Genomic DNA, 13241 nt, shown 5'->3' with positions numbered 1-13241 from the left:
CGGTGGGAGACTGGTCGGGTGACCACGCCGGACCAGCCGTACCGCAGCGGCTTCGCCTGTCTGGTCGGCCGTCCCAACGCGGGCAAGACCACGCTGACCAACGCGCTCGTCGGCGAGAAGGTCGGCATCGTCAGCAACCGGCCGCAGACCACCCGGCACGCCATCCGCGGCGTCGTGCACCGGCCGGGCGGGCAGCTGGTCCTCGTCGACACCCCCGGCCTGCACAAGCCCAAGAGCCTGCTCGGCCGCCGGCTCAACGACGTCGTGCGCGACACCCTGTCCGAGGTCGACGTCGTCGTGTTCTGCATCCCGGCCGACCAGCCGGTGGGCACCGGTGACCGGTTCATCGCCCGGCAGCTGAGGGACGTGACAGCGCCGGTGGTCGTCGTCGTGACCAAGACCGACGCCGCGAGCAAGAAGCAGGTGGCCGAGCAGCTGGTGGCCGCCAGCGCGCTGGTCGAGGCCGCCGAGGTCGTGCCGGTGAGCGCCGTGCGGGGCGACCAGGTCGAGCTGCTGGAGGACCTGCTCGTCGGCCTGCTGCCCGAGGGGCCGCCGCTGTACCCCGAGGAGCAGACGACCGACGAGGACACCGACCGGCAGATCTCCGAGCTGATCCGCGAGGCGGCGCTGGAGAAGGTGTTCCAGGAGGTGCCGCACTCCCTCGCCGTCACCGTCGAGGAGCTGAACCGCCGGCCCGACCCCAAGCGGGAGGGCGCGGAGCTGGTCGAGGTGCACGCGCTGCTGCACTGCGAGCGCCCCAGCCAGAAGCCGATGCTGCTCGGGAAGGGCGGGTCGGTCATCAAGGCGATCGGCACCGAGGCCCGCGCGGGACTGGAGGAGCTGCTCGGTGCCCGGGTCCACCTCGACCTGCACGTCACCGTCCTCGGCGAGTGGCAGGACGACCCGAAGAAGCTGAACAGGCTGGGCTATTGAGCACCACGCCGAAGTCGCTGTACCGCGACGAGGGGATCGTCCTGCGCACCCACAAGCTGGGGGAGGCCGACCGGATCGTCACGGTCCTCACCCGCCGGCACGGCAAGGTGCGGGCGGTGGCCAAGGGCGTGCGCCGCACGAAGAGCAAGTTCGGCGCCCGCCTCGAGCCGTTCAGCCACGTCGACCTGCAGCTCTACACCGGCCGCACCCTCGACATCGTCAGCCAGGCGGAGTCGATCCGCTCCTACGGCTCGGTCATCGCCGCCGACTACCCGGCCTACACCGCCGGCACCGCGGTGCTGGAGACCGCCGACCGGCTGACCGCCGAGGAGAAGGAGCCCTCGCTGCGCCTGTTCCTCCTCGTCGTCGGGGCACTGCGGGCCCTGGCCGAGCGCACCCACCCGTCCGGCCTCGTGCTCGACGCCTTCCTGCTGCGCGCGATGTCGGTGGCCGGCTGGGAGCCGGCGCTGGGCGACTGCGCCCGCTGCGGCGTCACCGGCCCGCACCGGCACTTCTCCGTCCCGGCCGGCGGCACCGTCTGCCCCGGCTGCCGGCCGACCGGCTCGGCCATGCCCAACCCGGTCACCATCGGGCACCTGGAGGCGCTGCTGTCCGGCGACTGGGACACCGCCGAGGCCAGCGAGAACCCGCAGCGCCGCGAGGGCAGCGGGCTGGTGGCCGCGCTGCTGCAGTGGCACCTCGAGCGCGGCCTGCGCTCGCTGCCGCTGGTCGACCGCTCCGACGTCGCCCCGAGGCGGGAAGCGGGTCTGCTGAGTGAGGCGTGAGGTGAAGGCGCCCAACCCGCACCCGTCGGGAGCGCGGCCGCCGTCGATCCCCGCCGACCGGGTGCCGGGGCACGTCGCGATCGTCATGGACGGCAACGGCCGCTGGGCCAAGGAGCGCGGCCTGCCGCGGACGGCGGGACACGAGGCGGGGGAGTCCTCGCTGTTCGACTGCGTCGAGGGCGCCATCGAGCTCGGCGTGAAGGCGATCAGCGCCTACGCGTTCTCCACGGAGAACTGGCGGCGCAGCCCCGAGGAGGTCCGCTTCCTCATGGGCTTCAACCGCGACGTCATCCGCCGCCGCCGCGACGAGATGCACGAGCTCGGCGTCCGGGTGCGCTGGGCCGGCCGCCGCCCGCGGCTGTGGCGCAGCGTCATCAAGGAGCTCGAGGTCGCCGAGGAGCTCACCCGGGACAACGACGTCCTCACGCTCACCATGTGCGTGAACTACGGCGGCCGCGCCGAGATCGCCGACGCCGCCGCCGCGATCGCGCGGGAGGTCGCCGCCGGCCGGCTCGACCCGGGCAGGGTCGACGAGTCCACCGTCGCCCGGTTCCTCGACGAGCCCGACATGGCCGACGTCGACCTGTTCGTGCGCAGCTCCGGGGAGAACCGGACGAGCAACTTCCTGCTGTGGCAGTCGGCCTACGCCGAGTTCGTCTTCCTCGACACCCTCTGGCCCGACTTCGACCGCCGGCACCTGTGGGCCGCGTGCGAGGAGTACGCCTCGCGCCAGCGCCGCTTCGGCAGGGCCTGAGCCGCCCCCGGCCTACGCCGCTCCGAACGTGGAGAGGGCCGGGTCGTCCCACCACTGGCGCAGCATGGCCAGTCCGGCGGTCCCGCCGTTGCGGATCGTGACGATCGCCTCGACGGCGTCCTCGGTCTCGGTCCAGACGAGGACGGCGGTGTTCTCCTCGTCGACGTAGCAGGCGAGCTGTCCCTTGACCGCGCCCTCCAGCGTCCAGTCCTGGTGGCCCTGCGACGCCGGGCAGCGGGCACCGTTGGCCAGCCGCGGCAGTTCCAGCCGCGTGACGTCGGCGGTGAACGCGGCCTCGGCGGCCTCCCCGTCGGGATACAGGAAGAACCGCGCCGTCCGCGGCCCGTCCTCGGTGGTCGAGGGTCCGCAGTCCACCGCGGCGACGTCGCCGTCACCGGCCGAGGGGGCGGGGCGGCAGGCGGCCCGGTCGAAGTCGGCCGGGACGAGTGCCAGCAGGTCGTCGTGCCGCGCGGTCTCGGTCGGCCGGGCCGGCGGGTCCGCCGCGGCCTGACCGCCGCCCCCCGCGAGCAGCACGACCGCGACGAGGGCGGCCGCGAGCAGCGCCGCCGTCGTCACCAGGAGGGCGGGCAGCCGCGAGCGACGCCCGTCGGCCGGGAGCGGGGGAGCGGCCGGGCCGGTGGCGGCCGGCGGGCGCGGCGGCGGGAGGCGGGTGGCCCCGGCCGTGGCCGGCAGGGGCGGTGGCCCGGGCGGTGGCCCGGGCGGTGGCGCGGCCGGGTCCGGGCGGGCCGGCGTCCCGGACGAGGTCAGCGCACGGCGGGCGGCCGAGGCGAGCGCGCCGGCCGACGGCCAGCGGTCGGCGGGGTCCTTGGCCAGCCCGCGGGCCACCACCTCGTCGAGGGCGGCGGGCACGCCGGGGCGCAGCGAGGACACCGGCGGCGGCGTGTCGTTGAGGTGCGCCCACATCAGCGGCGCGAGGTCGCGCGCCCCGAACGGACGGCGGCCGGTGAGGCACTCGAAGAGCACGCAGGCCAGGGAGTAGACGTCGGCGCGCGCGTCGGCCGGCCGCTCGAGGAACCGCTCGGGGGCCATGTAGTCGAACGACCCGACCGCCGAGCCGGCCTGGGTGAGCGCGGTCGTGCCGCCGTCCTGCACCACCGAGCGGGCGATGCCGAAGTCGACGAGGTAGACGAACTCGTCGTCGTCGACGGGGTTGCCCGCCGTCGAGCAGACCAGCACGTTGCTCGGCTTGATGTCGCGGTGCACCAGCCCCTCGGCGTGTGCGGCGTCGAGGGCGTGGGCGACCTGCCCGACGACCGACACGGCGCGGGCCGGCGAGAGGGGACCCTCCTCGGAGAGCACGGTGGCCAGGTCGCGGCCGCGGACCAGCCGCATGTCGAGGAACAGCCGGCCGTCGATCTCGCCGTAGCGGTGGATCGGGACCACGTGCGGGTCCGACAGCCGGGCGGCGGCGTGGGCCTCGCGGCGGAACCGCTCGCGGTAGCCGCGGTCGGCGGCGAGGTCCTCGGCGAGCACCTTGAGCGCCACGGTGCGCTGGTGCTCGGTGTCGAAGGCGCGGTGGACCTCGCCCATGCCGCCGCGGCCGATCAGCTCCTCGATCCGGTAGGGACCGAACTGTCGTGACTCCACCCGTGGCCTCCCGGAGCAGTGGCGGCAGTGTAGGCAGGCGGCCCTCGTCCGGGGTCGGGCAACGGTTCGCGCAGCCGCGCCGGAATCCGTTGACAGTGCTGCGCACCCACCTGACAGTGGCGGCTCCCCGACAGAGGACGGATCCACTCCCGTGAGCGAGAGCACCATCGCGCCCCAGCACGCCCCGACACCGCCGCAGCCCGGCGACCTCAACGACGCGTTGATCGCCAGCGACTTCTGGACCGACCAGATGCTCGCCGAGGCCGGCATCCCCGTCGTCGACGTCCCGTTCGTCACCTTCGGTGGCGGCATCGGCTCGTTCGTCACCGTCGACTACCTGCGCATCTGCGGTGTCCCGACCAGCGCCATGCGGGTGCTCACCCCGCTGAAGACGCCGTGGGAGAGCTACGAGTACCTGACGACGGTCTCGCAGATCCCGCGCGGCGAGCGGCTGCGGTCGGACTCCTCGTCCTGCCCCGACAACATCTGGGGCTTCCCGAGCTACGCCATCCGCGAGGCCCTGCAGGGCAACGTCAAGCAGGCGTGGAACGTGCTGGTCGAGCCCATCTTCGCGAACTACTACACGCCCAAGGCGGGGCACGCGTTCGAGTCGATGGAGAAGGAGATGTACCGGATCCGGTACCCGGAGATGGTCGTCAACGGCCAGGTCCGCATGGTCCGGCGCCGCGTGGGCGGCGGCTACTTCACCATCCTGACGCCGCCGGAGGGTGCCACCCCGACCCGGCGCATCGCCTACCGCAGCCAGTGGGTGCACGTGGCCGTCGGCTACCCGGGCCTGAAGTTCCTCCCCGACCTGCAGCGGTACCGCAACGAGTACAACGACTACAGCAGGGTCGTGAACGCCTACGAGCGGCACGAGCACGTCTACGAGCGGCTGCACCAGCGCCCCGGGACGGTGCTCATCCGCGGTGGCGGCATCGTGGCCTCGCGGGTGCTGCAGCGGCTCATCGACGACCGCGACCAGCGCGGCCTGCAGACCCAGATCGTCCACCTGTTCCGCACCTACGTGGACCGGCCGCACGGCACCGGCATCCTCAAGCGCCGCAAGGGCGCCGACGGCTGGGCCTACCAGGGCTTCAACTACCCGAAGTCGGTGTGGGGCGGCCAGCTCAAGCAGCAGGTCCGCAAGAGCGAGGGCCCCGAGCGCAAGCGGCTGTACGAGGAGATGGGCGGCACCAACACCCCGGTCCGGCGGGACTGGCAGGAGCAGCTGCGGCGGGGTCGCCGCGAGGGCTGGTACCGCGTGATGATCGGCTCCATCGAGGAGCTCAAGCCGGTCGGCGACCTGGTCGAGGTCACCGTCAACACCCCCGACCAGGGTCCCCACACGGGCACCTTCGACGCCGTCATCGACTGCACCGGCCTCGAGGCCGACATCCGCGAGCACCGCGTGCTGGCCGACCTGCTCGACCACTCCAACGCCCAGCGCAACCCCGTCGGCCGGCTGGACGTGCAGCGCAACTTCGAGGTCACCGGCGCGCAGAACGGCGGCAAGATCTACGCCTCCGGCAGCGCCACCCTGGGCGGGCCGTTCCCCGGCGTCGACACGTTCTTCGGGCTGCAGATCGCCGCGCAGGAGATCGCCGACGACCTGATCGCGCAGGGCTTCGCGCAGAAGCTCGGCCCGGGCCGGTCGACCAGCCAGTGGTGGAAGTGGGTCCGCAACAAGCAGATCTGACCGACCCGCCCCCGACCCGCCACCGACGTCCGCGACGACCGAGAGAGACGACACCGTGCTGCCCACCCTGAGCGGCCGCATCCAGACCAGGATCTTCCTGCTGGCCGTGGTCGGTTCGATCTGGACCCTGATCATCACCCCGGTGCTCCCCACCGGGGCCTCCCTGGCGGCCTCCTACGGCGCCACCTTCTCCGTGCTGCTCGTCGTGCTGGTGCTCGGCGTGCTGTGGGAGTTCGTCTACCACGGCATCCAGCAGTTCCGGTGGGAGAAGGACTGGCCGACGCTGTTCGGCCTGCTCACCGGCATCCCCGAGGGCCTGCTCGTGTGGTTCCTCTTCGCCGGCGGTGCGATCCCGTGGATCGACTCGCTGCCCGGCCCGGCCTTCGCCATCCACTTCGTCAGCACGTGGCTGATCGTGTGGCTGGTGGCCAACGGCCCGATGCGCGTGCCCTTCATCCACTGGCGGATCAACGGTGGGAGGCTCATCTGATGTCCTCCGCCACCCCTCCGGCGCCGCTCACCGGCACCACCGGGGCCCCGGCCACCGTGCCGCCGTTCGACCAGGTCGCCGTCCGGGTCGCCCCCGGCCCCGACCTCGTCGTCCGGCTGCCCGGCGTGCTGCTCGTCGTCGGGGTCACCCACCGGCCGACCGGGTCCGCCGCGCCCGCCGCCAAGCCGGCGCTGGTCGGCTGGGGCAGCGCTCCGGTCCCGGCCGCACCGGCGGCCGCCCCCGCCGGTGACGCCCACGTCGGCGAGCTCGTCGCGCTCTGCCGCCGTGTCTCGGCGGCCGGGTCCCGCGCCCCCGGCCGCCGGCTGCACGAGGAGCTGCGCAGCTGGCTCGGCACCGTCGCCGACCCGCCGTCGTTCGCGGTCACCGCCGCGACCGAGGACGGGCTCACGCTGGTGCTCGTCGGCGGCGGCACCGCCGAGGTGCCCGACCTGGGCCTGCGGCTGACGCCGGCGCAGGGCGAGAAGCTGGACAACGGCACGCTCGTGCTCGACCGCTTCGTCACCTGGCCGCCGGCTGCGCTGCACCTGTCGGCCGGCTCGCCCGCCGACACCGCGCCGCACCCGCTCGCCGACCTCGAGGCCGGCGCGGTCCCCGGTGCCGCGGCGGTGCTAGCCCCGGCTCCCGCACCCTCGGTGCCCGGCCCTCCGCCGGCGGCGACCATGCAGGTCCGGCTGCCCGCGCCGCACGCCCGGGTGCCGCTGTCGACGGTCAAGCCCCCTGCGCCCGCGGCCCCCGCGCCGGCCGTCCCGGCGCCCGCCGGGCACGACCACGCCGGGCACGACCACGCCGGTCACGAGCACGCCGGGCACGACCACCCGGCCCCCGCGCCGGTCGCGGCGCAGCCGCCCGCTCCGTCGCCGGTCGAGCTGCCGGCGCCGAAGAGGTCGGCGCTGCTGTTCGGCGGCCCGGCGGAGGCAGAGCCGGCCCGGGAGCCGCTGCCGACCCCCGGCGCGGAGCCCTCGGCGCCCGCCGCGGCGGAGCCGGAGGACGAGCGGGCCAAGGTCAAGGGCATCCTCTGCAAGAACGGCCACCTCAACGACCCGCGGGCCGGCTTCTGCGCGTTGTGCGGGATCCGCACCACCCAGCAGACGGCGGTGCTGATCGAGGGCGTGCGCCCGCCGCTGGGGCTGCTCGTCTTCGACGACGGCGCGACGGTCAGCCTCGACATGGACTACCTGCTGGGCCGCGAACCGGAGACCGACGAGCGGGTGGCCTCCGGGCAACTGCGGCCGCTGCTGGTCCTCGACCAGACCGGCGGGGTCAGCCGGCACCACGCCGAGATCCGGCTCGAGGGCTGGGACGTGCTGCTGGTCGACACCGGCTCGGCCAACGGCACGCTCGTCGCCCCGCGCGGCGCACCGGGCTGGTCCTCACTGGTGCCCGACCAGCCGGTCCGGCTGACCCCGGGCATGGCCGTCCGCATGGGTGGCCGGCAGTTCGCCTTCGAGTCGCCGCACGGCGGTTACTGACCGCTCCCGGCACCACCACGGCGCCCGTCTCCCCGCTCGGGGAGGCGGGCGCCGTCACGTGTCCGGGGGTGCGGGAGGCTCTCCCGTGGACGCTCGTGCTCTGCCCACTGACGCGGGGCAGAGCACGAGCGAGCCGAGGGGGAGGAGGCCGCCGCCGGCGGCCTCGCCCGGGGACCCGACCCCGGAGACGACGGAGCCCGCGTCCCCTCGAACGGGACGCGGGCTCCGGGCCTGCAGGAGAGGACGGTCAGACCGCCCCGGGACGGGCCGCGATGCCGGCGAGGGTCTCGTCCATGTCGCGGTCGGTGTCGGCCGTGCCGGCGTGCACCAGCAGGATCGGCGTCAGGTCGTCGGCCCCCGGGACGGTGCCCGCGCCGGCCGGGGCGACCAGCAGGGCCGGCAGGGACTCCGCCTGCGCGGCGACCTGCACACCCGCCCTGCGCAGGGAGTCCGCGACGTTGCGCTTGACGCCCCTCCGCCCCTCGCCGGCCCGCAGCTGCAGCGGCACGCGCCGACCCACGGCGGCGTGCGCGGCCAGCCGCAGCGCCGCCCGCCCGTCGGCGTCGCCGTCCTGCAGCACGGCCACCGGCCCGCCGGGCTGCAGTCCGGCCTCGCCGAGCTCGCCGGAGACGGTCACGACGGACCCGCGCAGCGACGGCGGCCAGGGGGTGCCGGAGCCGTCGGCGGCCAGCGCGCCCTCGGCCAGACCCCAGCCGCTGCGGACCAGGACGACGTCGGCCTCGGTGCTGCCGGCCAGGTCGACGACCTCGGCCCACGGGTCCTCGCTGAACCGCGAGGCGACGGAGGCCCTGAGTCCCCGGGCCTCGACCTGCCGGGCCAGCGTCCGCAGCTCGTCGGCCACGGTGGCCATCAGCTCGAGGTCCGCGCCCAGGCCGCTGGCCCACTCGGGCTTGGGCCGCGAGCGGTGGACCACCCGGGTGAGGACGACCTGGGCGGGCGTCTCGCGGCCCACGAGGTCGCAGGCCAGGTCGACCAGCGCGGCGTCCCGGTCGAGGTCGTCCACCACCACGACGACGGTGTAGGCCTCGGTGAGACCCAGTTCGGCGCGCTCGGCCGCGGCGATGTCGCGCTGCAGGATGCGCTTGGGGTAGATGACGTTGAGCAGCGGCGTCGCCATGCCCGTCGTCACCAGCGCCATGATCACCATCAGCGTGAACATCTCGCCGTCGAGCACACCCTGCTGGACGCCGATGTTGAGGATGACCAGCTCGGTGAGGCCGCGGGTGTTCATCAGCGTCGCGAGGGCGGTGGACTGGCGCTTGGGCACCCGCATCGCCCGGGCCGCGGCGTAGGCGCCGACGAACTTGCCGGAGATCGCCACCAGCAGGATGAGGCACAGCTCGCCGAGGCCGGCGAGGTCGATCGCGCCGACGTCGACGTTGAGCCCGGTGATGACGAAGAAGACCGGCAGCAGCAGGAGCACGCTGACCTGCTCGAGCCGGTCGACGATCTCGTGGTTGAGCCGGGCGGCGCCCTTGCGCGGCATCACGACGCCGAAGAGGAAGGCGCCGAAGATGAAGTGGATGCCGATCTCCTCGGCCACCCAGGCGCTGGCGAGGATGCCGATGAGGACGCCGGCCAGCATCTCCGGGGTGAGCTGACCCAGCCGCTCGTAGCGGGTCACCAGCACCCGCAGCAGCGGCTTGACGACCAGGAACATCACCAGGGCGAAGGCCACCGACAGGCCGAGGATCAGCACGACGCCGCTGAACGAGGAGGCCGCCACGATCGCGACGACGACGGCCAGGAGGCACCAGGCGAGGACGTCGTCGACGGCGGCGCAGGCCAGCGCGAGCACACCGGTGGGGATCCGGTGCATCTGCCGCTCGGCGAGGATCCGGGCCAGGACCGGGAACGCGGTGATGGACATCGCCACGCCGAGGAACAGCGCGAACCCGAGGAACGGGATCGGCGAGGTGGTGCCGTCCATCTCGGTGAAGACGTCGTGCTGCACGTGCAGGTAGGTCGCCAGCAGCACGCCGAGTGAGAAGGGCAGCAGGATCGAGGCCAGCGAGACCGAGACGGCGACCTTCTCCCTCCCGCGCATGAAGGACAGGTCGACCTCGAGGCCCACCAGGAACATGAACAGGACCAGGCCGAGCTGCGCGAGCACGTTGAGGAACGGCCGGATGTCGGTGGGGAACAGCAGCAGGTCCAGGTCGCCGGGCAGCGCGCCGAGGAGGGTCGGGCCGAGGAGGATGCCGGCGACGATCTCCCCGACGACGGCCGGCTGGCCGACCTTGACGGCCAGGCGGCCCATCAACCTCGCGATGATCATGATCACCGCCAGATCGACGAACACGTAGGCGATGATCTCTGCGACGGGGCGCGCTTCCACTGGGTCTCCGGGCGGTGCTGTCCGCGCCACGTGGGACCGCGCGGGAGTCGGGTGGGACGGCCGGATCCGGGCCACCGGGGCCAGCCGGGCGCGGATGCTAGCTGCGCTCCGTCCGCCCCGGGGGCGCTCCGCGCGCGGGACTTCGCAGGCGTGAACGGCTTCCGGGACGGCACGGGTGCCGTCACACTGTGCCGCTGCCGCACCGGCGGCGTCCCCGGCTCGTCCGGGGAGGACAGCGTTTCAGGAGGACATGCATGGATGCCGTCGGCCTGGTGGGCGCGGCGCCTGCCACGATCGCGGACTACCAGGTGATCCGTGTGCTCGGCGAGGGCAACAACGGCCGCTTCTACCTCGCCCGCCCGCCGGCGCGGCTGGGGCTGCCCGACGAGTACGTCGCGGTGAAGGTCTTCACCGGCACGCACAGCGAGCAGGCCTACGAGCGGGGCGTGCGCGAGCTGCGCGCGTTCGCGCAGGTGGCCTCGCCGTACCTGGTCAGGGTCTACGACGCCGTGCTGCAGGACAGCTTCCTGTACGCGATGGAGTACTGCCCGCTCGGTTCGCTGGCCGCCCCGGCGCGGCCGCTGAGCCGCGGTGAGGTGCTGCGCGCGGTGGCCCACGCCGCCCACGCGGCGCACGCGCTGCACGAGGCGGGGCTGACCCACGGCGACATCAAGCCGGCCAACATCCTGCTCACCGAGGACGGCGGCAAGCTCTCCGACCTCGGGCTGGCCCGCTACCTGGCCCCGGGCGTGACGCTCACCGGCATGGCGAGCGCGGCGTCGGTCGAGTACCTCGACCCGGCGCTGCTGCGCGGCGAGCGCCCGTCCCGCGCCACCGAGGTGTTCGCCCTCGGGGCCACCCTCAACCGGGCGCTCACCGGCACCGGCCTCTACGGCGAGCTGCCCGACGGCGAGCCGCTGCTGGCCATCCGCCGGGTGATGAGCGCCGAGCCGGCCATCGCCCCCGGGCTGACCGACGACGAGGCCGCGCTGGTCTCCGAGTGCCTGGCGCCGGTGGGCCAGCGCCCGGTGACCGCGCTGCAGGTGGCCGAGCGGCTCGACCGGCTGGCCGACGCCGCGCTGGGAGCCGCCCGCGCCTGACCGGCGGCTCCGATCCGACGAGGGCCCCGTTCCCACCGGCCGGTGGGGACGGGGCCCTCGTCGTGTCAGGACCTCGCGCGGGACCTCAGCGCTGCACGAAGTCGCTGTTGGCCGGGTCGTTCCACCACGCCCACAGGTCGGCGAGCCCGGACTGCCCGCCGTCGGGGATGGTGACGAGGCCCTCGGCGGCCACGTCGTTCTGGGTCCACGCGATGTTCGCGTCGCCGTCGGTGTCCACCCAGCAGGCCACCCGCCCGGCCGGCTGGTCGTCGGCCTCGTACCCGCGGTAACCCTGTGCGTCCGGGCAGTCGGTGCTGGTCAGGGGGGACAGGCCCACGTTGCCGACGTCGGAGAGGAACACGCTGTCGACGGCCGCCTCGTCCTCGTAGAGGTAGAAGAACGACACCTCGGGGCCGGGCTGCGTGGCGGCTCCGCACTCCACCCGCGCCCGGTCCCCGTCCCCGGCGGGGGTCCCGGACGTGCAGTCCTCGACGTCGAACCCGCCGGGGATCACGCTCAGCAACTCGTCCTCGGGGTCCGCGGGGTCGTCGCTGCCGGAGGAGCCGCCGCTCGACGAGCCGGTCGAGGTGTCCGTGTCGTCGGCCCGGACGTCGTCCCCCCCGCTGAAGCCGCCGGCCAGGGCGATGATCCCGACCACGACCGCGATGACCACCACGGCCGTGCCGACGATGACCAGCGGCAGCTTGCTCGAGCCGCGGCCCCGGCCGCTGGCCGAGGACCCGCCGGCCGGCGGCGGGAAGGCCGGGCCGGTCGGGGGCGGATACCCGGGCGGGCCCGGGTTGGAGGTCGGGCCGTAGCCGGTGGGCGGGCCCGGGTTGGAGGTCGGGCCGTAGCCGGTGGGCGGGCCGGGGTCCGACGGCGGGCCGTAGCCGCCGGTCGGGTAGCCGGGGTTCGACGGCGGGCCGTAGAGCGCCGCGGGCGCGACCGCGTGCGAGGGTGCGCCGTAGGTGCCGGCCGGGCCGGGGGAGGAGAAGCCCACCGTCTGCGGATGGGGGAGCGGGCTGACCGAGGTGGGCGGGGCGGCCTCGGTCCGGACCGACACCCCGGCCGAGCTCAGCGCCGCGCGCGCGGCCGCAGCGAGCTCGCCGCAGGTCGCGTACCGCTCGTCGGGCTCCTTGGCCAGGCCCTTGCGCACGACGTCGTCCAGCGCGCGCGGCAGCCCCGGCCGCAGCGCCGACGGGGCCTGCGGGGTGTTGTTGAGGTGGGCGTACATCAGCGTGGCCAGCCCGTCACCGGTGAAGGGACGGCGGCCGGTGAGGCACTCGAACAGCACGCAGGCCAGCGCGTAGACGTCGACCCGCTTGTCGATCGGCTTCTCGAGGAACCGCTCGGGGGCCATGTAGTCGAAGGACCCGAGCGCGGCGCCGGTCTGGGTCAGCGCCGGGCCCTGCGCGTCCGAGGTCGACCGGGCGATGCCGAAGTCCACGAGGTAGACGAACTCGTCCTCGCCGGTGCCGGTGAGCAGCACGTTGGAGGGCTTGACGTCGCGGTGCACCAGGCCGTCGGCGTGCGCGGCGTCCAGCGCGCGGGCGGTCTGGCTGACGACGGACACCGCACGCTGCGGGCTCATCGGCCCCTCCGCGGCGAGGACCGCGGCGACGTCGCGGCCGGGCACCAGGCGCATGTCGAGGAACAGCCGGCCCTCGATCTCGCCGTAGCGGTGGATCGGGACGATGTGCGGCTCGTTGAGCCGGGCCGCGAGGTGCGCCTCCCGGCGGAAGCGCTCGCGGTACCCCTTGTCCGCGGCCAGGTGCTCGGAGAGCACCTTGAGCGCGACCGTGCGGTCGTGCTCGGTGTCGAAGGCGCGGTACACCTCACCCATCCCGCCGCGGCCGAGCAGGGCCTCGATGCGGTAGGGGCCGAACTGTTGCAACTCCACCGGTCGTTCCTCCGTGTGCCGCAGCGCGGGCGCTCGTCGGAGCCGGCGCCGGGTGCGGGTCGTCGGCGGAGTCTAGGGACGGGTGCGCACCCCGACCAGCGTCCCGGCCGCGGCTCCTCCACC

General features: G+C 74.3%; 10 protein-coding genes. 7 read left to right on the top strand and 3 right to left on the bottom strand.

The genetic code is table 11. From position 1 onward, the window contains the following. Window positions 1-18: 18 nt before the first annotated feature. The 3 genes from era to JD79_RS21195 are packed head-to-tail and all read left to right on the top strand — an operon-like array spanning window position 19 to window position 2472. On the top strand, window positions 19-933 hold the full coding sequence (gene era, locus JD79_RS21205) for a GTPase Era (RefSeq protein ID WP_110007119.1): 915 nt from the start codon (window positions 19-21) through the stop codon (window positions 931-933). Continuing rightward, on the top strand, window positions 930-1718 hold the full coding sequence (gene recO / locus JD79_RS21200; protein WP_110007118.1) for a DNA repair protein RecO: 789 nt from the start codon (window positions 930-932) through the stop codon (window positions 1716-1718). The genes era and recO overlap by 4 nt, the downstream gene beginning before the upstream one ends. After that, a complete protein-coding gene (locus JD79_RS21195; protein ID WP_110007117.1) occupies window positions 1708-2472 on the top strand; it encodes an isoprenyl transferase in 765 nt (254 codons plus the stop codon). The genes recO and JD79_RS21195 overlap by 11 nt, the downstream gene beginning before the upstream one ends. 12 nt (window positions 2473-2484) lie before the next feature. On the opposite strand, the gene JD79_RS22865 is transcribed toward JD79_RS21195, so the two are convergent. Then, entirely contained in the window at window positions 2485-4080 is a 1596-nt protein-coding gene (locus tag JD79_RS22865; RefSeq protein ID WP_211308096.1) for a serine/threonine-protein kinase, read from the bottom strand. 151 nt (window positions 4081-4231) lie between these two features. Here JD79_RS22865 and JD79_RS21185 point away from each other — a divergent pair, with 151 nt between their 5' ends. From JD79_RS21185 to JD79_RS21175, 3 genes are read left to right on the top strand one after another with little or no spacing between them, the layout of a single operon-like run. Next, window positions 4232-5779, top strand: coding sequence for an FAD/NAD(P)-binding protein (locus JD79_RS21185; protein ID WP_110007116.1), 1548 nt, complete (start codon window positions 4232-4234; stop codon window positions 5777-5779). A 55-nt stretch (window positions 5780-5834) separates the two neighbouring features. After that, complete coding sequence (locus JD79_RS21180) at window positions 5835-6269, top strand: hypothetical protein (protein WP_110007115.1); 435 nt, start codon at window positions 5835-5837, stop codon at window positions 6267-6269. Next, window positions 6269-7759, top strand: a complete 1491-nt coding sequence (locus JD79_RS21175) for an FHA domain-containing protein (protein ID WP_170149301.1) — start codon at window positions 6269-6271, stop codon at window positions 7757-7759. Before JD79_RS21180 ends, JD79_RS21175 begins: the two co-directional genes overlap by 1 nt. 247 nt (window positions 7760-8006) lie before the next feature. Here the strand turns inward: JD79_RS21175 and JD79_RS21170 are convergent, their stop codons facing one another. Beyond that, complete coding sequence (locus tag JD79_RS21170; protein WP_211308095.1) at window positions 8007-10118, bottom strand: cation:proton antiporter; 2112 nt, start codon at window positions 10116-10118, stop codon at window positions 8007-8009. A 254-nt stretch (window positions 10119-10372) separates the two neighbouring features. Between JD79_RS21170 and JD79_RS21165 the strand changes: the two genes are divergently transcribed. Then, the gene (locus JD79_RS21165; protein ID WP_110007113.1) at window positions 10373-11218 is read left to right on the top strand and encodes a protein kinase domain-containing protein; all 846 of its coding nucleotides are present in this window, start codon (window positions 10373-10375) and stop codon (window positions 11216-11218) included. 85 nt (window positions 11219-11303) lie between these two features. On the opposite strand, the gene JD79_RS23210 is transcribed toward JD79_RS21165, so the two are convergent. After that, window positions 11304-13118: a serine/threonine-protein kinase gene (locus tag JD79_RS23210; protein WP_211308094.1), complete on the bottom strand. Its 1815-nt coding sequence runs from the start codon at window positions 13116-13118 to the stop codon at window positions 11304-11306. Window positions 13119-13241: the final 123 nt, after the last annotated feature.

This window comes from Geodermatophilus normandii (genome assembly GCF_003182485.1).
Classification (GTDB): domain Bacteria; phylum Actinomycetota; class Actinomycetes; order Mycobacteriales; family Geodermatophilaceae; genus Geodermatophilus; species Geodermatophilus normandii.
This window is presented reverse-complemented; position numbering and strand designations above follow the sequence as displayed.